At 57.9% G+C, this 24,018-nt stretch carries 7 protein-coding genes; 2 read left to right on the top strand and 5 right to left on the bottom strand.

The genetic code is table 11. From position 1 onward, the window contains the following. Positions 1-18: 18 nt before the first annotated feature. From AC1DIH_RS04290 to AC1DIH_RS04305, 4 genes are all read right to left on the bottom strand, one after another. Positions 19-321: a hypothetical protein gene (locus AC1DIH_RS04290; protein WP_477770718.1), complete on the bottom strand. Its 303-nt coding sequence runs from the start codon at positions 319-321 to the stop codon at positions 19-21. After that, positions 318-16,481 carry a hemagglutinin repeat-containing protein gene (locus AC1DIH_RS04295; RefSeq protein ID WP_477770719.1) on the bottom strand — a complete coding sequence of 5,388 codons (16,164 nt, stop codon included), beginning with the start codon at positions 16,479-16,481 and terminating at the stop codon, positions 318-320. Before AC1DIH_RS04295 ends, AC1DIH_RS04290 begins: the two co-directional genes overlap by 4 nt. 25 nt (positions 16,482-16,506) lie before the next feature. Next, positions 16,507-18,222, bottom strand: coding sequence for a ShlB/FhaC/HecB family hemolysin secretion/activation protein (locus AC1DIH_RS04300; protein WP_477770720.1), 1,716 nt, complete (start codon positions 18,220-18,222; stop codon positions 16,507-16,509). A gap of 271 nt (positions 18,223-18,493) precedes the next feature. Further along, complete coding sequence (locus AC1DIH_RS04305) at positions 18,494-19,840, bottom strand: DEAD/DEAH box helicase (RefSeq protein ID WP_019692457.1); 1,347 nt, start codon at positions 19,838-19,840, stop codon at positions 18,494-18,496. Between the two features lie 193 nt (positions 19,841-20,033). Here AC1DIH_RS04305 and AC1DIH_RS04310 point away from each other — a divergent pair, with 193 nt between their 5' ends. Then, positions 20,034-21,332 (top strand): mechanosensitive ion channel family protein, encoded by a 1,299-nt coding sequence (locus AC1DIH_RS04310; RefSeq protein WP_477770721.1) that lies wholly within the window; start codon positions 20,034-20,036, stop codon positions 21,330-21,332. A 114-nt stretch (positions 21,333-21,446) separates the two neighbouring features. On the opposite strand, the gene srmL is transcribed toward AC1DIH_RS04310, so the two are convergent. Further along, entirely contained in the window at positions 21,447-22,595 is a 1,149-nt protein-coding gene (srmL, locus tag AC1DIH_RS04315; protein WP_477770722.1) for a PheS-related mystery ligase SrmL, read from the bottom strand. Between the two features lie 478 nt (positions 22,596-23,073). Between srmL and AC1DIH_RS04320 the strand changes: the two genes are divergently transcribed. Next, complete coding sequence (locus AC1DIH_RS04320) at positions 23,074-24,009, top strand: CgnE/CgnB domain-containing protein (RefSeq protein ID WP_477770723.1); 936 nt, start codon at positions 23,074-23,076, stop codon at positions 24,007-24,009. The last annotated feature ends 9 nt before the right edge of the window (positions 24,010-24,018 follow it).

The following is a 24,018-nucleotide window of genomic DNA, read 5'->3' on the forward strand; positions in this document are numbered from 1 at the left end:
CCCTATAGTTCCAGAGCATCAGTACTTGAAATTTGTTTTTACTTCCCCACCACGCCTATAAGACATGACAAATGAATTCCAGCTTTCACCACGCCTCTTAGAGTTTTCTTTCAATCGCTTCACCAGACTATATAGAATCGCACCATTGAAATCAGTTTCGGCATTTGTCACCTCAACCCCATTATTTTCAACTACGAGTTCTTCCTCCGAGTAGCCGTCACCCACCTCAACCTCGTAACGAAAAGAGTCATAACCATGCACAATGCCAGCCTCTATCAGTGCAAAAATCTCTTTTACCAACTCTATATCTTCAGTAATCACTCTATAACCTCCGGAATTTTATTAGCCTCATTTTCAAAACGCAAAGTCTTACTCTTCCCATCTATCGTATATGTCAACTCCATCGTATCGGGTCTCACCGCCCCAGGATCCGCGCGATTAAACCTTATAGTAGTCGGACCAACAGTTTTGGACGGATCATTTAAAGCCTCCTTGATTCTATTTTCATAGAACACCTTATAGGCCGAGTTATTGAAATTCTTGTCCTGTGGAAACAGATTATAACCATCACAGGTCCCACCCTGGCTACACGCCTGAGCATGGCCGCCAACGTCAGTGTCCCGCCCTTCCTTGCCTGCCGCTGTCTGCCTAGAATCTCGAGGGACCTTCGTCTGGTTCGGAGTAAACGTAAGCTCTTCTACGAAGCCTTTACTGTTTGTCGTAAAGGAGTCGCCATTATCAAGCTCGTATCGGGTATTGGGGCTCCTGGCACTCGGATTATTGAGAATTTCGTACTCACGAGATCCTTTGACCGCGTTGCCGGTATTGACCTTTACCACAGGAATATCGGCATGCCCCCCAACGTTAGGTTTGAGGCCATGGTCGGACACAGACGTCGTTGGCTGCTTGCCTGTCGGGCCTGCATCCACCCATCCCTTCTGCGGCGTCTCCCCAAACTCTTTCTTCCAGTCAGGATGTTTAAGGTCAATGTTCAGCGGGTCCGTAACCTTGGTTGTGCCGCCAGCAGCCCCCTTGCCACCTATGATGCCAATGACCTTACCAGTCGCAGCACCTGCGGCGTTGGTCACCGTACCCAAGGCAATATTCAGCAGCGTGGTTGCACCACGAACATAGATATCGCCCTGCTGCTCACTCTCCCCGAGTCCGTACAGTTTCTTGAACTTGTTATCGCTGATCTCCAGATTATCCTTGCTCTGACCACTCAGCTCACTCGCGATGTTTTTTGACAGAGAGTCCTTGGCCGCAGCGATCTTGTCGCCGAACAGCTTGTTGACCAAGACGTTCCCTGCCAGACCCACGGCCATTTTCGCTGGCCCCATGACGGCCTGAATTCCCAGCCCCACAAGCTGCGCCTGCTCTGCCGGCAACTGATCCAGATACCCTTGCAATAGCTCAGACTGCGCCAGCAATTTGCCGCCCGGCGTATTCGGATTCAGCGATTTGAGCCCTGTTGCCTTGTTGCTGCCGTCTGTATCGCGATAGTGGGTATAAACCGTGTCTTGCTGGTTCCCATCACCTGAAACACAGCCACCCGAGGCGGCGCAGCGCCCTTGCTGCTCGGTAAACTCTGCGAATCGCTTCGCAAAGGTCTGGATGGCGATCACATCACCCGGCTTCAGGTCCTTGACCTCATCCGGATTCCTGCCATTTCGCACCAGGTTCTTGGCAATATTGAGTGCCAGTTCATCACCCAACTGAGCTCTCGCCGAGGCAGGCACCTCGTCGAGGGAAACCCGCTGCGCCTGAATATTGCTCCAAGCCTGTCCGGCTACCTGAACCGGGCCTGTAATCAGTGCGAGGGCGGCCTCATAAGCCTTTTCAGTATTACCGGCATAGTTTCCTATATTGGTTTTCCAGGCTTGCAGCGTGCCAGTGGTGTCAGCCACGGCCTCGGTAGAAGACTTGGTCACATACAGGTCAGTCCGTGACTCCTTGTCCTTGGTAATTTCATACGCCTTGCTCACATCCCGGTTCAGCCCGGCCGTAGAGTCATTACCTGTCTCGGCATCCTTGCGCACCACAATCTCGCCGGCTCCGACGGTCCCCCGTACGACCTGCTCACGCTCTTTATCGTATTTCCAGCCGTCGACACTCCAGCCAGTCTCGCCTTTCTTGCCTTTGCCGACCTGACTGCTGTCCTGGGTGGTTTTGCTGTTACCAGCTGCGTAACTGCCACCGACGTTCAGGTAGTAACCGTGCTCCTTGTCTTCACCGGCGATATCGCTGAAGCCCAACGTGCCGGTATCCAGTTTGAGGTTGCCGTTGTCAGCAGAGATCAAAGCACCATCGAGCTGAGTGTGATCCTCGGTGCGGATGTCGACCTTGTTTTTGCCAGTGATGCTGGTTTGCTGTTCGACCCAATTGGTCTTGCCGGTGGTCTGACCATAGCCGACCGAGCCGCTGACACTGGCTCCCAGACCGATGGTGGCTGTGACGCTGATGTCGAACTCTTTGCCTTTGACCTTGCCGGTATCGGCCATGGAGGAAACGTTGAGGTCGCCGCCCACACGACCAACTACCTCATCACCACGCAGAGTTGCACCGGCAATATTTGTGTCCTTGCCGCTGGTGAAGCCCAAGCGGTCACCGGCATAGAGGTAAGCCTCTTGCTGGTGCTCACCCTCGCGTTCGAGGTTGCCCTTGCCCATGCTGACGCTGGCATAGACGCCGACACCTTGGGAACCGGCTGTCAGACCAACTTCCCCGCCACCACTGTGCCGGTTGCTCTCGCTATTACTGTCGTTCTGCGCCGCGCGTATGTTCAGGTCGTTGCCGACATGCAGATCGATATCCCGACCTGCCTTGACCTGAGTCCCCACCAGGTTCATATCGTGGCTGGCATCCAGGTTGATATCCCGACCTGCCGCAACCTGAGTCGCGGTTGAGGTGCCATGCCCCCCATCCTCGGTGGCCATACCGGAGCTACCGCCAATACCGATCTTGAAGCCGCCGCTGGTGCCGCCATGGATACCGCCCCAACTCTGGCTTTGGTTACTTTCCTGGCTGACGCTGCCCTTGGCCACGTCTAGGGTGACGTCACGACCTTTTACATTGATGTCACGTCCAGCTTGCAGCTGACCGCCCTTGACCGTGACATCGTTATTAGCGATGAGGTTAAGGTCGTTGCCAGCATTCAGGGTCGAAGATCTGTTGCTCTGCTCGATGGTCTCCTGACTGCTGGTCTGTTTGCTGTTACCGAACTTGTCGTCAGCCGTCGGCCCCGCCAGGAATTGACCGACAGCATCAACCCCTTTCAACGTGCTGGAACCCTTGCTGACGCCGTTCTCACCTTTGCCTGTACCGCTGACAGCATTTTTGGTTTGGCCGTAGTTGTGATTGAGCGAAGCGCTCAGACCATTGCGCTCGGACTCACGCTGCTGCTCGATCACCTGAGTCTCGCGGGCTGCATCAATATTGATGTTGCGCCCGGCGGCCAAGTCGATGTCATGAGTCGCCTGCAGATCAGAACCCGTCTGGTTGATATCGCGTTTGGCATTGATGGCCAGATCCTTACCCGCATTGATCTGGCTGGCGGCTGCGGCCTGTTGTTCGAGACGATTCTTTTCCTTGAGGCGATCGGCACCGGCGAAGAAGTTCACGCCGTTGGCGTCACTGGAAACGCCGATACCTACCTGCCTGGACTTGGACCAGGCCTGCTCGGCATTTTCGTTGAGCCCCGCGGCCACATTGACGTCGCGTCCGGCATTCAGGCTAACGTTACGCCCACCATTGATGCTGCTACCCAACACGTTGATGTCACGCTCGGCCTGCAAGGTCGCATCACGATCAGCCACTACCTGGCTGCCCACACTGGTACTGCTTTGCGCTTGCCGGCCCGATTCCTTGGCCGAAGAAATCGACAGGAAACCACCCGAGGTGGAGAACCCGGTTTTGCTCTTGTACTGCTCGCTACGGCTATAGGCCGTGTCGTTGGCCGAAACCAGGTTGATGTCGCCGCTGTCCTTGACCAGGCCCGCACGCAGTTCGACATCATTGCCGGCCGAGGTCTTACTGGCCCGCAGACGGAAGTCGTTACCCGCTGCGACCACCAAATCGTTACCTGCTTCCAGATCACTTGCCACCTGAGAGGCGGTGGTCTTCAACTGGCTTTTGCCACTTTTCGACAACCCGAGGAATCCAGACTTGGTGGTCTTGCTGTAAGAACCGTGCTCTTCAACACCCGACAACACCGCGACGTCGTTGGTAGCGCCGAGGATCAAGTCGTTACCGGCCTTGAGCTGGCTGCCGATGATGCTGACATCACGTCCGCCATCCAGGCTGACGCCGCCCTGTGCGTCTTTGCTGGTGTTCACCGTCAGGTCGTGGCCGGCCTCGATCACCGAGGCAACGTTGGTGCTGTCGTAGCTTTCTTGCTGCTTGCTACTGCTGCGACCGAAGGAGCCCTTACTCTTTTTCGTGTAGAAGTACGAACTCTCGTCTTTGTCAGAGGCAATGGTGATGTCCTGACCGGCATCCAGACCGACATCTGCACCGGCCTTGATCCGGCTGGCAATAATCGCGAGATCCTTGCCCGCATCAATGGAAATGTCGCGTCCGGCGTTCACCTCGGTGGATTGTTGGGTCACCCGATGGGTTTCAAGGGTGGTTTTCTTGCTGCGCGACGCATACGTGCTTTCATCGGCAGCCGAAGCCAGGGTGATGTCCCCTTCCGATTGAAGGGCGATATCACGCTTGGCGTCCAGGCGACTGGCAATTGCACTGATGTCGCGACCGGCACTGATTGACAGGTCGCGGCCAGCGGTGACTTCTGCGCCGTGCTGGGTAATTTGCTGATTGAGGAATGAGCTGCCACGAGCATCCGTGGTGCGCTCTTGAATCGAATTGATGCTCACGTCCCGACCGGCACTCATCTCCATGTCTCGGCCGCTTTGCAGTACGCCTCCGGTATTTTTGATGTCGCGACCGGCTACGATACTGAGGTCATTCGAGGCCTCGATGCGAGCGGCGTTGTCGAGGTAATCGCGGTGCTGACGAGTACCGCCAATGCTGGAGTCCAGGCCTGTGACATCGCGCTGATTGATCACATTACCGTTGACCGCTGTGAGGCTGACGTCACGCCCGGCGATGATGCCGCCGGACTTGTTGATGATGTTGTTACCGGCCAGCAGATCCAGACGATTGCCGGCCTCGATCAACCCTGTATTGATGACGTCGTTGCCGGCCTTGGCCGACAGGTTGTTACTGGCACGCAAGGTACCGGCGTTGTTCAGATCGTTGCCGGCGATCAGCGTTACGTCGCTACCCTGGATCAGGGCGCCGTTGGCCGCCAGGCGGTTGTTGGCGCTGGCCAGGTACAAAACTGGCACCAGCACTCGCTCACCATTAACTTCGGCATTTTCCATCCAGACGATATCGTGGGTCAGGGCCGCGACTTGTTCGGAAGTCAGGCTTACACCGAGTGACAGGTTAAGTTGGTTTTTACTGGTGACGGCGTTGTTCATCAGGTACTTGAACAGCGCGGCGTCCGAGGTCTGGCCGTCGATGAAGCGCTGGCCGGTACGGGCGACTACGGCTTGCTGAATCAGCTTCTGCTCGTAGAGGCCGTCACCCAGACGTTTGGCGCTTTTATCCGGGTCGTAACCGAGGTTCGCCAACAGGTAGTCCGAACTCATGAACTGCTTGAGGTCGGTGAGCACCGGGTTGGTTTCGATCAGGTACTTCTGCGGGTTGGACTTGAACGAGGTGTCCGGCAGGCCCTGAACACGGGCCACGGTCTGACTGGCCACAGGAGTAGCGATCACTGGTGCACTCACTACCGGAGTCGTGATTGCGGGATTGCTAACCACCGGAACACTACCGGTCGGTGTGGTCACCACACCGGGGACGGCAGTCGGGGCACTGATCAAGGCGCCGGGATTTTGAGTATTCACGGGCGGCACGAGAGGTGCGGCCACAGGAGTGGTCACGGTGGCCAACGGGTCACGTTGGTTGAGCGGCAGCGTCGGTACGCTCAGGTCTGGACCTGTTGCGACCGCACTCTGGCTGGCGCCATCGACATGCACGGCACCTACTTGGGTGATAGCCCCAACATTACTGTCATGGCCGGGCAACAGCAGGGTGCCGCCATTGTCGGCGGGAGCACTGACATTGATCGTGCTGGCGCCCATGTTGCTGTCGGTGACCTGACGGGTGATCCGGCTCAGTTGCCGGTCGCTGGAGGCGACTTGGGCGATGTCACCGATCTGGACGCTACGTGCCTGCACATCTGGCAGGCTTTGTTGGCGCTGAGCGGTGCTGACGGAGGCGCTGCCCATGGTCCAGCTTTGCGGGCCGATGTTGGCCTGGGTCGCCTGCTGAACCGTCCCGCCTTGCCCGCTCAAGCGAAACAGACCGTTTTGCCCAGAGGGCAGACTAAAACCAGGCAGAGCCAGCGGGTTGACCTGTTGTTGTGCAAGATCCGGAGGCAACTGATGGTTAATGTTGATGATGGTCGCGGTGTTGCTGCTCGACTGAGTCGAGCCTACGCGAGAAGCGTTGTTGGCGATCGTGACGCCTTGACGAACGACGCCATTGGTCAAGTTTTGGGCGGCGTTGATGGCCACCACACCACCTGCCTGAACGATCGCGTTGGCGTAACTTGAGGGACTGTTGTAAGTCACCTTGGGGTCGAAGTAGGTTGCGTTCTGAATTGCAGCCGGAGCTGCGGTACGCACGCCATCGTCATAATGGGGACGGGCAAAGTCGGCCCATAAATCACCAGCGTCGACTTCGACATGTTGCGAACCGAACCTGATGTAGGTCTCCAGGTTTTTTCCGCCTGGATGAGGGGCTACCTGTATTACGGATTCAACGCTGGCGCTGTTCCAAAAATGGAGATTAGGCCGTGAAAATGTTGGATCACTGCCCCCAACGTACCCTAATTGTCCAGGATCGTAGGAAGGATCATTGGCGGCGTTATAAGCCATGATCGACTTCCATAGGCTCAATCCAGGTGAAAGCGCAATAGACCGCCGTTCACTGTAGTCACCTACAGAGGCCCCCTGATTCGTGAAGTTCTGCAGGTTAAACGTCAGATTGTTGCCGGCACTGATGGTCGACGCCTGATTGATGAGGTCACCGCCATTGACAGTGAAGTTTCTCCCAGCAGTTAAACTGGACGAGGCAGAATCCTTGACGATCTGCGACTTGTAGTTTTGCACCCAGACCACATAGCTATCTGATCCCACGGGGGAAAGGGGATCGTATGAGGAGCAGGAGGAGCACTGCACTCCTATGTAGCCGCTCATCAGCCCGCCTGTGGTCTCAAAAATGTCCTTACGATTTTCGATGTGACTGGCCGCCAGACTCAAATCACCGGCACTTTCAAGCGTCGCGGAAATGTTGTTGATCGAAGAACTCAAACCATTACCGTCATCCCTGGCGATGCTGATATTGCCGAGGCTGTACACATCCGCATAACGGTTAGTGAAGTCATTCACCCGCAATGCCATGTCACCACCGCTGAAGATCAAACCATTCTGATTCAGCAGGCTGGACGTGCTCAGACGCAGATTGCCACTGCTGCCCAAGGTCCCGTAGTTGTTGATTGATCCGGCATTGACCGTCATCCCGGTGGCAGACGTCATCCGACCGTAGTTGTTGAGTTGGCCACCGACATTGATCGTGGCGTCTCCACCACTGGCAATGCTGCCCGCACTGCCCAGAGTCATCGAGGCAGCTGTCAGCCCCAGATTGCCCAGGCTGCTGATCCTGCCATTGCCGCTATAGTTGCCGCCCAGCGCCAGGCTCATGCTGCCATCACTGGCAATCAAACCATCGTTGTTCCAGTTCCCCCCGTTACCCACCAGACTGTTAGAGGCCAGCAATTGCCCACTGCCGGTCTGGTTCAGGTTGTTGACGTTGACGGTCAGGCGCCCAGCCTGGATGACGCTGCTGTTGGTCAACGAGTCGGCGTTGAGAGTCAGCCCACCACGAGTCACGATGGAGCCGCCGGCCCCGGTGACGTTGGCCGTGGAAATATCAAACGTGCCGGTGCCCACGTGCAACAAGCTACCGCCCTGGTTCAGGAAGCTTGCCGCGTTGAGCGTCAGGTCACTGTTGGCGGTTTCCAGTGTGCCGTTGCGGTTATCAAACAAACCACCAATCTGGAAGTCGGTCTTGCCGCTGGTGCCCAAGGCACGCAGTTGGCCGGTCTGGTTGTCGAGGCTGGCGGCGCGCACGCTCAGGGTGCTGTCGCTCTCGATGATGCCCAGGCGGTTGTTCAGGGCGCCGCTGAGGTTCAGGTCGATCCCGTTGCCGGCGATCTGGCCATCGTTGTCGCCGCTGTTGTCGAAGTTGTTGCCGGTGACGCTGACCCGGCCTTTGGCGTAGAGGCCGCCATTGCGGTTATCGAAGTCGCGGGTGGCGACGATTGCATCGCCGCTTTGCGCCGAGATGCGGCCGCCGTAGTTATCGATGCCGCCCAATGCGCTGAGGTTCAGACGCTGTGCCTGAACGATGCCGCCCTGACGGTTGTTGGTCAGGTCGTAACCGTTTTTCAGCACGCCGACGATGCGCGCTTCGAGCGCGCCCTTGACGCTGGCGAGGGTGCCGCCGCGGTTGTCCAGATTGGTGGCGCTGACCGTAAGGTCGCCGTTCTGGGCCAGGAGCCGGCCGCTCTGGTTGTCGATATCGCCCGCTACAGACAGATTCATCGCGCCCAGGCTTTGCACGGTGCCTTTGGCGTTGGCCAGGCTCGCGGCGGTGAGTTGCAGGTTGCCGTTCTGGCTGTAGATCAGGCCGTCGCCGTTGTTCTGGACGGCGCCGGAAGTGTTGATGACGAGGTTGTTGTTGCTCGCGACGGTGCCGCGATTGCGGTTGTCGAGGCTGCCGGTGAGCAAGGTCATCAGACCTTGGCTGGCCAGTTGACCGCCCTGGTTGTTGATCTGGCTGCTACGACTGATCAGCAGTGGACCGGCGCTGGCGAGTTTGCCGTTGGTGTTGGTCAATGCGCCGAGCAGGTCGAGGGTGAGCGCACCGTTACTGACCAGGCTACCGGCGCTGTTATCCAGCGTGCTGCCAGTGAAACTCAGGTTCTGTTGCGCGTTTATCACGCCCGCCGCGTTGCCGAGGGTCATGGCTTGCACGGTGAGCGCCGCGCCGCTGTCGATCAGGCCGTTCTGGCCGTTGTTCAGCAGGCCGCTGACCGTCAGGGTCTGGCCGGCGCCGCTGGACAGAATGCCGCCGCTGTTGTCGAGGCTTGCCGCGTTGACGGTGAGCGCTTTCTGGCTGACCAGCGCGCCGGCACCGCTGTTGAGCAAGGCACCGCTCAAGGTCACGCCGAGGTTGCCGCTGCGGCTGGAAAGCGTGCCGTTGTTGCGGTTGTCGAGGCTGGCGCTGTTGACGTCAAGGCCCTGCCAACCGGAGATCAGGCCGTTCTGGTTGAGCAGATTGCCGGCGTTGAGGCTCAGCAGGTTGTTGCTGATCAGTTTGCCGCCGCTGTTATCGAAGGTGCGTCCAGCCAGGGTGAAGCTCTGGCTGCTGGAGACTTCACCGCTCTGGTTGTTCAGGTCGCGCAGGCGGCTGATGGTCAGCGGACCTTTGGCGGTGATCAAGCCGTTCTGGTTGCTCAGGTCGCTACCGCTCAGGTCAAGCGTGATCCCCGCATCGCTCAGCAAACGCCCGCCGTTTTGGGTCAGTGCTCCCAACGTCAGTGCGATGTCACCTTTGGCCGAGACTTCACCGCCATTGTTGGAGTTCAGGCTGTTGGCGGTCAGGCTCAAACCGCCCTGGCTGTTGATCAAGCCGTTGGCGCTGTTGTTCAGCGCCATAGCATTGAGGGTCACGGCACTGCCACCGAGCAGGATGCCACCCTGGTTGTTCAGGTCGGCGCTGGTCAGCGTCAGGTTCTGTGCCGCGTTGATCAGGCCTTTGTTCTGGTTGCTCAGCAAACCCGCGACATTCAGGGTCAGATCGCTGCGACTGTTCAGGGTGCCGTCAGTGTTATCCAGGCTGGCGGCGCGGACGTCGAGGGCCGCTGCGGCAATCTGGCCCTTGAGGTTGGTCAAGGCCTGATTGATCCGCAGGGTCACGGCCTGGTTGCTGAGGAGCTTGCCGTTGCTGTTGTCGAGGCTGTCAGCGGCGAGGCTAAAGGCCTGGGCGCTGGAGATTTCGCCGCCCTGGTTGTTAACACCCTTGAGGTTATTGAGCACCAGCGACGGGGCATTGATCAGGCCATTCTGGTTATTCAACTGACCTTGGTGCAGGTCCAGGACGAGGCTGGTGTTGCTGAAGAGTTTGCCACCCATCTGGTCGAGACCAGTGACGCTGGCCGTCAGTGCCTTGGCGCTGCCGATGCTGCCACCGCTCTGGTTGGTGACCTGGCCGGCCGTGAGGCTCAGGCTGTCGCCACTGTTCAGACGACCGTTCTGGCTGTTGTCGAAGGCGCCGGTGGTCACGCCAACCGGGCCCTTGCCGCTGATCACGCCTTGTTGACGGTTGTCGAGGCTGGCGCTGGTCAAGTCAACGCTGCGGTCACTGACCAGTTGCCCGCCCTGGTTGCCGAGCGCACCGCTGACATTGACCTTCAACGCCCCGGCACTCGACAGGCTGCCACCGGTGTTGCTCAGGTTGGCGCTGCTGACGTCGAGTTGGCCTTCACTGCTGATCTGGCCCTGATTGTTCGTCAGGTCGCTGCTCAGACCCAGCCGAATATCTTGCCCGCTGAGCAAGTGGCCAGCGCTGTTGTCCAGGGTCTGGCCATCCAACGTCAAACCGGCCTTGCCGTTGATCAGGCCCTGATTACGGTTGAGCACCTGGCCGAGGGTCATGGTCAAGCCCATGGCCGCGATGATCTCGCCGCTGTCGCTGTTGTCCAGGCGATTGCCCGTCAGGCTGATATCGGCGCTGCTGGAGAGTTCGCCGCCACGGTTGTCGATATCACCGACATTGAGTTTCAGCGCTTTTGTTGCACCTACCAAACCGTTCTGGCGGTTGTCGAGTGTGCTGCTGGTCAGGCTCAGGGCACCACTGGCGATCAGTTGACCGTTCTGGTTATTGAGCGTGGTGACGGTTGCCGACACATCGGCCTTGCCGGCGACCGAACCGTTGCTGTTGTCGAGACTGTTGGCCGCCAACAGCACCGCACCGTCGCCGATCAGGGTGCCGCTCTGATTGGTGAAGGACCCGGTCACACCCAGATCAATGTCGCCACTGCTGCTGATCAGGCCATGGCTGTTGTCCAGGCTGGCACTTCGGCTGTTGAGGGACGCAGCAGAAATCAGCCCGTTAAGGTTGTTCAGGGTCTGAGCGATCCGCAGGGTCAGGCCCTGGTTGCTCAGGAGCTTGCCACCGCTGTTGTCGAGGTTTTGCGCGGCGACGGTGAACGCTTGGGCGCTGGAGATTTCGCCGTTCTGGTTGTTAACGTCCTTGAGGTTGTTGAGCACCAGCACGGGCCCATTGATCAGGCCGTTCAAGTTGTTCAGTTGGCCGTTGTTCAGGTCCAGGTCCAGGCGGGTTTTGCTGAAGAGTTCGCCGCCTTGTTGATCCAGGCCGGTGACGCTTGCCGTCAGGTTTTTTTCGCTGGCAATGCGGCCGGTGCCGCCGTTGCTGACCTGGGTCGCGGTCAGATCCAGCATGTCGTCGCTGGTGAGATGGCCGCCCTGGCTGTTGTTCAAAATACCCGTGGTGACGCGGGTTGCGCCCTTGCCGTTGATCAGGCCTTTCTGGCTGTTATCGAGGCTGGAGCTGGTAAGGGTCAAACCCTGATCGGTGATGATCGAACCACCCTGGTTGAGCAACGCCCCCAGGCTGGTGACCGATAGAGCGCCGGCGCTGCTGAGCTTGCCTGCGGTGTTATCCAGCGTGGCGGCGTTGAGGGTGAATCCGCCTTCGCCACTGAGCAACCCGGCGTTATTGAGCAGCGCCCCATCAAGACGAATATCCAGGCCCTTGAGGCCGGAGAAACTACCGCTGGTGTTGTCTAGCGTGGTACCGGCCAGATGAGCGCTGCCCTTGGCGAACAGCTTGCCCTTGTTCTGGTTGATCAGTTGCGCCACCGTCAACTGCAGGTCGGTCGCGGACAGCAGTTTGCCGCCGTCGCTGTTGTCCAGACGCTGACCGGTGAGGTTCACGCTGTTGTCGGTGCTGGAGATTTCCCCGGCGCGGTTGTCGATCTGATCGACATTGACGGTCAGCGCCTTGGTGCTGCCCACCAGACCGCCGTTGCGGTTGTCGAGGGTCTTGGCGGTCAGCAGCAAATTACCCTGGGCGACCAACTCACCACCCTGTTGGTTCAAGGTGTCGAGGGTAGCGGTCAGGTCAGTCTGACTGGCGATCCGGCCTTTGGTGTTGATGAGGTCCCGGGCCTTGAGCGTCACGGGACCGACCGCACTGAGCAGGCCACCGCTGTTGTCCAACTGCGAGCCTTCGTAGCTGATCGCGGCCTTGCCGGTCAGCACGCCTTTGTCGCGGTTATCCAGTTGCCCGACGAGCAGACTCAGGTCCTTGTCAGCTTCGATCAGCCCACCGCGGTTATCTGCCGAATTGCTGCGCAAGGTCAGCCGGTCCTTGCCGGCCAGACTGCCGCCACGGTTATCCAGGCTGCCGGTGGTCAGGTCGATGCTGCCGGTGGCTCTTAGTTTTCCCAGCTCCCGATTATCGAACGCTCCTGCAATTTTCCCCGTCAGGCTGCCATCGACGGCCAGCAGCATTCCCGCCGCACGGTTGTCGAGGCTGTCGACAGTCAGGCTCAGTGCCTTGCCGGAACCGAGCTTGCCGCCCTGGTTATTCAGGGCGCCGCTCAGGTCGATACTCAGACCAAGGTCGCTCGTCAGTTGGCCTTTGGTATTGTCCAGACTCGCGGCCTTGAAGGTCGAGATCCCGGCACTGGATACCGTTCCATTGAGGTTGGTGACTCCGCCCTCGACATTCACGGTCAGGTCCGAATCGCTGCCGATCTTGCCAGCGCTGTTGTCGACGCTAGCGGCGCGGACATCCAACCCATTGGCCGACACCAGCCCCCGGAGGTTTTTCAAGGTCTGGTCAACGCGCAGGATCAGCGCCTGATGACTGCCAATCGTGCCATCGGTGTTGTCGAGCGTTTGCGCAGCCAACGTGAATCCCTGATCGCTGGATATCTCGCCACCCTGGTTCGCTACGCCCTTGAGGTTTTTCAGCAATAACTGGCCTGGGGCATTGATCAGACCGCCCTGGTTATTGAGCTGGCCGTTATTCAGATCGAGACTCAGCCCAGTGCTGCTGAACAGTTTGCCGTTTTGCTGATCAAGGCCGCTGACGCTTGCGGTCAGGGCTTTGGTGCTGGAAATACTGCCTTTGGCGCCGTTGTTGAGCTGGCCGCTAATCAGGTCGAGCGTATCGCCGCTGATCAGCGTGCCACCCAGGTTGCTGACGGTGCCGAGGCTGGTGAGTTTCAGGTCCTTGACGCTGGAGAGGTTGCCGCCGTCGTTGTTCAGGCTGCCGACGCTGAGCAGAATCGCGCCATCACCCTTGAGCGTGCCGTGGGTGTTAAGCAACTGCTCGCTCAGTGTCAGGTCTAGCTTGTCTTTGGCGTAGAGATTGCCTCCGTCAGCGTTGTTCAGTTGCGCAGCCTTGAGGTGTAAACCGGCCTGACCGGACAGCTGACCGCCAACTTGGTTATTGAGCTGGGCGAGGGTCAGATCGATGTCGCCATTAGCAAGCAGTTGGCCGCCATGGCTGTTGTCCAGCGTCGTGCCTGTCAGGTTCAACTGACGTTGGCTGGAGACGTTGCCGCCCTGATTGTCGAGGCTGTCGATGGCCAGGTTCAGGCCTTGGGCAGCGCTCAGCGACCCCGCCTGACGGTTGTCCATTCGGTTGGCATTGAGTGTCAGCGCGCCACCGGCGCTGAGGCTGCCGGTACGGTTATCCAGCAACCCGAGCGTGTTCAGGTTGAGATCGGTATTGCTGACGATCCGCCCTTTGAGCTGGTTGTCGAGACTGGCACTGCCCAAGGTCAACAGACCGTTCGAGGACACCAAGCCGGCCTGGTTCAGCAACTGTCCGGCAATCTTCGCCGTCAGCCCCGAGCTCCCCGTCAGTGTGCCTTGGGTGTTGTCGAGACTGGCGCCTTGCACCTTCAGCAATTGGCCGGCGGTCATCGAACCCGTGGCGTTGTTGATCGCGCCCTGACTGCCCAGCGTCAGATTGTTATCGCCGGTCACATGACCCAGACGGTTGTCCAGATCAGCCACCTGCAGGGTGATATCCCGGGCGCTCAGTTTGCCACCCTGGTTGTTCAGGCTGCCGGCGAGCAACAGGTTCAGCCCTGTGCCAACGTTCATCGTGCCAAGCTGGTTGTTCAGGCTGTCGGCCTGCAAATCGATGGCCGAGGCGGAAATCAGCGCCCCGGTGTTGTCCAGGGCTCGGGCGATCCGCAGGACCAGCGCTTGCTGGCTGAGGACTTTGCCGCTCGTGTTGTCCAGGCTGGCAGCCGTCAACGTGAAACCTTGTTTGCTGGAGATTTCACCGTTCTGGTTAACCACCGCATTCAGGTTCTTCAGCAGCAGCGCGCCGGGTGTGGTGATCAGGGCGTTCTGGTTGTTGAGCAGACCGTTGTTCAGGTCCAGGGTCAGGCCTGTGGCGCCGCTCAATTGGCCCTGATTGTGCTGGTCCAGACCGCTGACACTGGCGGTCAGGGCCATGGCGCTGGCGATGCGTCCACCTTCGCTGTTGTCCACCTGGCCAGTGGTCAGGTTCAAAGCGTTGCTGCTAGTGAGCACGCCTGCTTGATGGTTATCCAGACTGCCGCTATTGATCACCGCGCTGCCGGTGCTCTGGATCGTGCCCGCTTGATGGTTGTCCAGTGCACCGAAAGCCGTCAGGCCCAAGGTGCCTTGGCTGATGATCGAGCCTTGTTGGCTGTTATCCAGGGATGCCGCCGTAACTTGCACGCGCTGCTGGGCAGCCAGGCGACCGCGCTGATTGTTGAAGGCACCGCTGGCGTTGATATTCAGGGTGCTGCCGGCCGAAATCAGTCCGGCGACGTTATCCAGAGACGCAACATTCAAGGTAACCCCGGCAAGGCTGGAGATTTCAGCAGCGCCGTTACTCAGTGCTCCCACATTGGCGACCAGTTCGCCGTTGCTGGTCACCAGTCCGCCCTGGGCATTGAGCAACTGGTTGGCGTTGAGGTTCAGGCTACCGGTGCTCAGCACCCGTCCCTTGTTCTGGTTATCCAGCGTCCCGGCGTTGATGCTCGCGCCTTGCTTCGCACTTAAAGTGCCGCCCTGGTTGGTCAGGGTTTGCGCGGTGTTGACCGTCAGGTTGCGGCTGGCGACGACGCTTTTGCCGCTGTTGTTGAAGTTCTGTGCGCTGATGTTCACATCACCGCTGGCATTGCGGCTGGTGTCGGCGTTGACCCCAGCTTCGATCACGTTGTTGTTGGTCAACTGGCCGCCGGCACTCAGGTTGATGCTGTCGCGAGCGGCGAGGGTTTGCTGGTTGCTCAGGTCGCCCTGGGTCTGCACGGTGAGGGAGCTGCCGGCGTAAATCGGTCCTTGGGCATTGAGGCTGGCGGCTTTGATATTTACTGCGCCATTGGCCGCCGAGGTGTCGGCCATGCTCAGCTGGCCGTTGGCATCGAGCTGGATATCGCCGCCGCTGGCGATCAGTTTGCCGTCGAGCTTCACCCCGACGCCGGCTTCGGTGCCGACCAGTTTGATCGCGCCGGCGTACATGCCGCCAAGCGCCGAGGAGTCGATCGCCAGCTCCGGCTTGGCGCTGCCGTCATTGGCCCGCGCCGTGGCGTTGAGCGTGTCGGCATTGACGTCGTTGCGACCGGCAACGATGGTCAGGTTATTTGCCTGGATCTGCGCGTTGATTTTCGCGCTGCGGGTGATGATTTCGAAACGGTCGACGTTGGTGGCGTTGATCCCGGCGCCGTCGATGGAGACGCTGCCCTGATCGACCTGGAAATGATCCAGTCGACCGCTGTCGAGCACCGGTTTGCCGGTGGTCAAGGTCACCCGTGGGGTGTTGATAAACCCGCAGCCATTGCAACTGATGCCATAGGGGTTGGCGACGATCACCCGCGCCGACTGCCCCGCCACTTCGGTGTAACCGTTCAACTGGCTCGGGCTGCCGCCGTTGACTTCGTTGAGTATGGTTTGCGCCGGACCGCTGTTCTTCAGGTTCGGGTTGCCGACGATGTACCCACCCAGCTGGGTAGCCGAGGTCTGGGTGGAGGCGTTGTTGAGGATCAAGCCTTGCAAGGTGACGTTGTAATCGTGGAACTGGTTATGCGAGAGACCTGTGGCATTGGGCGTGGCGATGTTGACGATCGGCACGCCATTGCCGGCGCGATCCAGGCTGGTGCCCGGCGCGCTGACCACGATGCCGTCCGCCTGCGCCCACATCGGTTGCCAGAACATGACGTTGGCCAGCAGGAACGCCAGGCCGCGCTTAGGCATACCCATGAAACGTTCACGGGGAATCACGGCAGCAGAAGGCTGGCCGGCCAGAAAGGCCAGTTGGCGAACGTCCATATTCAGGTCTCGACAAAGCGGAAAGTTAGAGGAAGAAATCCACGCGGAAATAGATCGGGGCTTCGCGCTCGGTCAACGCATCCGGGCGTTCCAGAGAATGGGCGAAGGTCACGCTGGCAGACACATGCTGCCCTTTGGCAAACAGCTCGATCGAGTTGCTGGACATCCGCCCATGTTGCTCGCCGTTGTAGCGGCCATGACTGATCACGCCCTGGTCGTAGCCCAGGCTGGTGCCGTATTCAGCGAACACCGGACGCAGCCATTCCCAGTTCACCGGGCGACTCCAGCGCAGGTCATTGCGCCAGTAACCACCGCTGTCACCGGACAACGACTGGTCCTTGTAACCACGGATCGACGACAACCCGCCCAGGCTGGTGCGCTGCGGACTGAACAGCACGTCCTCGCTGCGCTGGCCGGTCATCAAACTGCTGAAGCTCAGCGACTCGCCCCAGAGTTTGAACGGCTGCAAGTAGCTCAGGGTGCCGGTGTATTTGCGGTACCGCGCATCCGCGTCCCCAGGGCCTGGGTGGCCGTTGCTCTGGGCATCGAAGGCGCCGATGCCTTTCTGCATGCCCAGGTCGAGGTTGACGAAGGCCGAGCCGACACGCCGCCCGTGGTTGATCCCGAACTGCGCTTCGCTCAGATGGTTGCTGCTCAGGGCCAGCTTGCTGTCTTCGATGAAGTTGTTGATGCGCAAGTGGGACACGCCGGCATTCAAGGACGTCTTGCTCACGGCATCGCGATAGATCACGCGCTCGGCCTTGAACTGGTGAGTCGTGCTGTCGCCGGTCTGCTTGAAGTTGTAGCCATTGGCGGCAATCTGCGAGCGGTAATCGCTCTGGTTGTAGCTGTAGTTGAAGTTCCACCAGCCCCACGGCAGGTTGTAATTGAGCATGGCGTTGCTCGAGGTGTGGTTATGATCGCTTACCGCATCGTGACCACCGCGCAGCATCAACTGATCCGCCAGGCCCAACGGGCTGTCCCAGTCAAAGGTCGTGCCCCACTGCTGCTCGCCGGTGCTGCGCTGGCCTTCGTTGTTGCGCGACAAACCGGCGCGCCATGGCTTTTGCGGGGTGTTCTTGACCAGTACTTCGCTGCCGCCCACGGCTTTGCCGGGTGCCAGTTCCATCTGCGCCTGATTCGACGGCAAACGGTTCAACTGATCGACCAGTTGCTCGATCTCGCGCAGGTTGACCAGGTCACCGGTCTTGCCAGGAAAAGCCATGGACAGTTCACGGTCCGACAGCTTGCTGCCCTCCGCGCCTTTGAGGCCTTCGAGCTTGCCCTCGACCACCAGCACCTTCAAATGACCGGTAGACAAATCCTGCTGCGGCAAGTAGGCACGACTGGTCACCAGACCTTTCTCAAGGTAGCTATCGGTAATGACTTTCAGCAGCTCGTTGAGCTGGGTGACGCCCAGGCACTGACCGATGTAAGGCTTGAGCAAACGCTCGCGCTCACGGTCCGAAAGGCTGTCGGCACCCTTGAGCTCGATGTCTTTGATCGGGAAGCAGCGGGTATCGGCTGGTGCTGTAGGGGCCGTCGGTTTGGCCGCTTTGCCGGGCAGTTCCTTGAGCTCTTCGAGACGTCGGCGCTGCTCTTCGAGCAGACGATCCTGACGTTCGCGGATCAGGTCGGTTTCACCGGGGGTGGGTGCGGCGTGGGCAAGGTTTACGCTGAAACACAGCAATAGACACGGCAAAGCCGCACACAACCTCTTCCCGAGGGTGTGCAGGTACATGTTCGATCCCTCGAGACGACAAGTGATATCAATATGATGGCGCAATGTTAAGTTGCCATCATTCTGACGTCAATAAGCCGGACACCCATTTGTTGCGAAATATGTCTTTATTGACACATACCTTCACCGCTCGAAATTTATGGTCTCGAAAGCCTGTGGAGCTTCTGACTGCCTGAGTCCGAGGAGCGAGGCTCGATCTCAAGATCGCCATAGGCTAAAAATGAAAAAACCCGGACACTGTCCGGGTTTTTTATGGGATCGCTAAGGCGCGTTATTCAGCGGCCGGAGCTTGCGGCTTGCGGCGCTTGAGCGGCGCCATGCCGTCCTTGCTGACCAGCGACAGGGCGTCGGTCTTCGGTCGGTTGGCGATCTTGCGTTTGGTCGGGGCCTTGGCGCCGGTCTTTTTCTTGTCGCCCTTGGCGTCGACTTTTTTCTTCTTCACGCCAACGGCTTTGCCCGAGGCCTTGACCTTTTTCGGTCCACCGTAGGTGCCTTTGACTTCCTTGATCGTGCGGCGCTCGAAGCTCTGCTTGAGGTAGCGCTCGATGCTCGACATCAGGTTCCAGTCGCCGTGGCAGATCAGCGAGATGGCCAGGCCATCGTTGCCGGCACGACCGGTACGACCGATACGGTGAACGTATTCGTCGCCGCTGCGCGGCATGTCGAAGTTGATCACCAGGTCCAGGCCTTCCACGTCGAGGCCGCGAGCGGCAACGTCGGTGGCGACCAGGATCTTGACCCCGCCCTGCTTCAGACGGTCGATCGCCAGCTTGCGATCCTTCTGGTCTTTCTCACCGTGCAAGACGAACGCCTTGTACTCCTGCGCCACCAGACGACCGTAGATACGGTCGGCCATGGCCCGGGTGTTGGTGAAGACGATGGCCTTCTGGTAGGTCTCGTTGGCCAGCAACCAGTTAACGATCTGTTCTTTGTGCTGGTTGTGGTCAGCGGTGATGATTTGCTGACGGGTGGTGTCGTTCAACTGGCTGACGGCATTGAGCTGCAAGTGCTCAGGGTTGTTCAGGACCTTGGCGATCATCTCGCGCAGGCCCGAACCGCCGGTGGTCGCGGAGAACAGCATGGTCTGCTGACGGTTGGTGCACTCGTCGACCAGACGCTGTACGTCTTCGGCAAAACCCATATCGAGCATGCGGTCGGCTTCGTCGAGCACCAGCACTTCAACTTCTTTCAAGTCGAGGTTGCCGGCGTTCAGTTGCTCGATCATCCGGCCCGGGGTGCCGATCAGGATATCCGGCACCTTGCGCAGCATGGCGGCCTGGACCTTGAAGTCTTCACCGCCGGTGATCAGGCCGGACTTGATGAACGTGAACTGCGCGAAGCGTTCCACTTCCTTGATGGTCTGCTGGGCCAGCTCGCGGGTCGGCAGCAGGATCAGGGTTTTGATGCTGACGCGGACTTTGGCCGGGCCGATCAAACGGTTGAGGATCGGCAATACGAATGCAGCGGTTTTGCCGCTACCGGTTTGCGCAGTCACCCGCAGGTCACGCCCTTGGAGCGCGAGCGGGATAGCCGCTGCTTGCACTGGCGTTGGCTCGACAAATTTAAGCTCGGCCACGGCTTTGAGCAGGCGTTCGTGCAGGGCGAATTGGGAAAACACGGGTGCTACCTCGAAGAAATACAAAAAATCAGCTGCATAGGGTAACGGTTTCGAGCGCGAAGGCCGAGTTTCTTTATGCAATCGGACGCAAACAATGGCGATTTTGTTAGCGGATTTGTCCCTGAACGTAACTCGATGCGTCTTAAATGCTCTAATCGCCCCCTCTCGTCCTACAGAAGAATCGTTTTAACCCATGGATCTCAAACAGCTCTGGCTCAATACCCAAGACCTTTGGGGCGCTCTCGACCAGCACCCGCTTCTGCATTCCAGCCTGGCGCTGATGGTGTTGTTGGTGATCGCCTTGCTGCTCGGACGAGTGGCGCGTTACGTTGTGCTGCACGCCGTCAAATTGCTTGGCCGGCAACCGGCGATGCAGTGGTTCAACGATTTGTTCCAGAACAAGGTGTTCCATCGCCTGGCGCAAATGACCCCGTCGCTGGTGATCCAGTTCGGTTTGAACCTGGTGCCGGAACTGAGCAAAACCATTCAGAATTTCCTCGGCAACGTCGCCCTGTCCTTCACCATCCTGTTTTTGGTGCTGGCCCTGAGCGCCCTGCTCAACGCCTTGCTGGACATCTACGCACGCACCGAACATGCCCGCACGCGCTCGATCAAAGGCTACGTGCAGTTGGCGAAAATGGTGCTGTTCGTGTTCGGCGCGATCATCATCGTTGCGACCCTGATCGACCGTTCGCCGCTGTTGCTGCTGTCGGGTCTGGGCGCCATGTCGGCGGTGATTCTGTTGGTCTACAAGGACACCCTGCTGTCGTTCGTCGCCAGTGTGCAGCTGACCAGCAACGACATGCTGCGGGTCGGCGACTGGATCGAGATGCCGCAAGTGGGCGCCGACGGTGACGTGGTGGATATCACTCTGCATACGGTCAAGGTGCAGAACTTCGACAAGACCATCGTCTCGATCCCGACCTGGCGCTTGATGTCCGAATCGTTCAAGAACTGGCGCGGCATGCAGCAGTCAGGCGGCCGACGGATCAAGCGCAGCCTGTTCATCGACGCCAGTGGCGTGCGCTTCATCCATGACGACGAAGAACAGAAGTTGACCCAAGTGCGTTTGCTCACCGACTACATCAACCGCAAACAGGCCGAGCTCAAGAGCTGGAACGAGGCCCAGGGCAACGTCGCGGCGATGTCGGCCAACCGTCGGCGGATGACCAACATTGGAACCTTTCGCGCCTATGCACTGGCGTATTTGAAGAGCCATCCGGAAATTCAACCGAACATGACCTGCATGGTCCGCCAGATGCAGACCACCGCTCAGGGCGTGCCGCTGGAAATCTATTGCTTCACCCGCACCACGGCGTGGGCCGACTACGAGCGGATCCAGGGCGATATCTTCGATTATCTGCTGGCGGTGCTGCCGGAGTTTGGGCTGAGTTTGTATCAGCAGCCGAGCGGCAGTGATTTGCGTGCTGGATTGTTGCCGGCGGTGCTCGGCGCAAGCCATATTCCCGAGCCGGAAAGACGCTCGATGTAGCTGCCATATCCCTTGTGGGAGCGAGCCTGCTCGCGATGCAGACACCGCGGTCTATCGGGTAAACCGCGTTATCGCTCATCGCGAGCAAGCTTTGCTCCGAGGGGCGAAGCAAACCTAGCGCTTCTGACTATCCATTTTGTAGCCCGCACCAGGAACTCCCTCGTGCAGCGCCGATTGGATTCTCTCGTACAAACCATTGGCCTCGGCAGTGGTTATCGAACGTGAACTATCACGCAGAACTACTCGTAAAAGCACATTCTCCTGCCCGGGTAAAATCCCCAGACGCTCAATCGCTTGAAGAGGCAACTCTGCCAGAGGCCAGCGCCCTTTGATCTGCATTTCCTCGATCCAGCCTGAACACTCTCCGGCTGCCTGCAACATCTTTTCGGTCAATACTTCTTCGCTTTGGCCTGGCGTTACCGCTAAGGAAATATCTCGGGCAATTGAGGGTAAGCGTGATACTGCTTTCCAAGGTTTCAAGTCATTCATCTGCGCTTGTACGCGTGCATTGGGGTCACGAAGCAGACGAATATCCGGAATACCTTTGCGCAACATGGTCAAGCGATCCAATCCCATGCCCAAGGCCAGTCCACCATGCTGCATTGGATCAATCTGTAACCGCTTCAATAACGAAGCAGCAATACAACCGCACTCCAATACCTCAACAGGCAGGTCATTGTTTAGCAGATTTACCTCGATCCCACCTTCGGTGTAGTGATGTGGGCTGTCGCGATGGATCCAGGGCTTGTCAGGAACTGCCAACTGGAGGATATCGCCCACCAAACGCAATAAATGCTCACGCGTCGAAAGCTCCGGATCGCCCAGCACCCAGATATCCATTTGATGGGGTTCAGCGCAATGCCATCGATCACGACTGTCACGGCGAAAGGTAATTCCGGGCGCAGCCAACAGGATCGTTTCGCCCGGCTGCCGCCTCTGCGCCGCACGCTGGAGCGCAGCCGGGATTTGACTGGTGGTCTGCGTACGTAATAAGGAATGGTCGTCGACCCAGCGGGTGTGTTCGCTACCGAGCGTGATTTCAGCAGGCTCATAACCCAACAAACCATAATTCTCCTGCGCAGAAACAATACGCGGACCGGTCTGTACCTCGGCGCTGGGCCAACCTTTTTTAGCAAGCCCTTCGACAACTTCAATGAGCAATATCCGTATGGCATGTTCGGGGACACTTGACTCGGTAAGATCAACCAACGCCAATGCCGACTGAACAGAATCATCCGTGAGGTATTTCTTCGAAGAGTACATCGCCAGCTCTCTATATAATTGATGTAGGACGCCCCTGTTCAAGCGAGCAACACATAACAGATAAAAACCAACCTACCTGCTTAATACGTCCACCCACAACCAACCAGACTCAAATTTCCAAAAATCAGAACAAGCCTACAGAGACAACCTACACAAATAACTTTAGGCGCCCAGAAAGCCCACCCAAAATGCCAAATCACTCTATAAAGAACCTTAAAATCAATTGAACCCTCGAAAAAACCATGACCTAATGCAGGCACTTCTTGAGCACCTCAAGGAGGCTAAATAATGAAAATCAAAAAGGATAAACTCTTATGGATAAGCAAAACAGCCATTATGAAAAACTCAACCGAATCACTTCAGACCCTGACAATTTTGGCTGGGCTCCATTGGCATGGGCTCACACTGAAGACTAAGTAACGGCAATGGGCGCCAAGAAATCTCGTGGCGCCCATTGCCCCAAAGTGAGAACCAAGCCATGTCCACGTCAAACATGATCCATACGCTATTTGGTCAGGAGGACGTAGCAGTAATCGCCGACTCCCCAGATTTTCTGAATGAGTGTTCAATGCTAGAGCTCAATACATTGAGCCTGACAAACATAACAACACTACCCAAAAACAGCATTATTTTTTCTTTTAGCAATAACGCTGCCAAACGTACCTTCGAACTCGCGAAAAACACCAAAATCAAAAAAAGCATTTTCTGCGCAGCTCAAGTATTTGACCCATCCATTGCAAGTGCGATTTACAGCTTAAAACTACTATTAAGCAGTGACTTTGGGCAAGCACTAAAGACACAGCGAGCAATATTGAACATGTTGAACACCTACAGGAGCTTTCAGCTTTCAGGTAGTGACGCCGATGCTGTAGTCACCATTAACAAGCACGCCTCACCTTATGCACTGATTGAAGAAGACGTCACCCACAACTTCATCCAATCCGTGGCCGAGTTCTTCGAAGTTCATTACGCCCACATGAAACCACAAGAGCCCTGCCCATTTATATTTAACGGGAGATTGAAAATATCTGGAATATTGACTGTTTTGAGGAGGACCAATCCAGCGTTATCAGAAGGCCTGAAAGCATCACTTCACATACTGACACAACGTATTGCAGACGAAGAGGCGCTTCTCACGGTAGAGAACAACACAATAATTTCCTTTAAAACGAAGAATGCTGAACACATAAATCTTCTTGAGCTCGCAGCGGGTCCTCGCGGCCTTAAACTGACCGAGTTCGCTATCGGGGTGAATGAGTCAATCGCGCCCACTATCAGTTACCAGGTCAATTCCCAGATGAACGAGGGCATCAGTGGTGTCCATTTGGCGATAGGAGATGGTTCTTCGGGCTACCACATTGATTTTTTAAGTCCGGGCGTCAACGTAACCCCAGTAGAACAGCAGCTCCCTTAGGAGCCCCTC

This window comes from Pseudomonas sp. 05N36 (assembly GCF_056397385.1).

Coding starts and splice junctions, on each gene's coding strand:
- AC1DIH_RS04295 (WP_477770719.1), bottom strand. CDS start 16,481: ATGGACGTTCGCCAACTGGCCTTTCTGGCCGGCCAGCCTTCTGCTGCC.
- AC1DIH_RS04300 (WP_477770720.1), bottom strand. CDS start 18,222: ATGTACCTGCACACCCTCGGGAAGAGGTTGTGTGCGGCTTTGCCGTGT.
- AC1DIH_RS04310 (WP_477770721.1), top strand. CDS start 20,034: ATGGATCTCAAACAGCTCTGGCTCAATACCCAAGACCTTTGGGGCGCT.
- srmL (WP_477770722.1), bottom strand. CDS start 22,595: ATGTACTCTTCGAAGAAATACCTCACGGATGATTCTGTTCAGTCGGCA.
- AC1DIH_RS04320 (WP_477770723.1), top strand. CDS start 23,074: ATGTCCACGTCAAACATGATCCATACGCTATTTGGTCAGGAGGACGTA.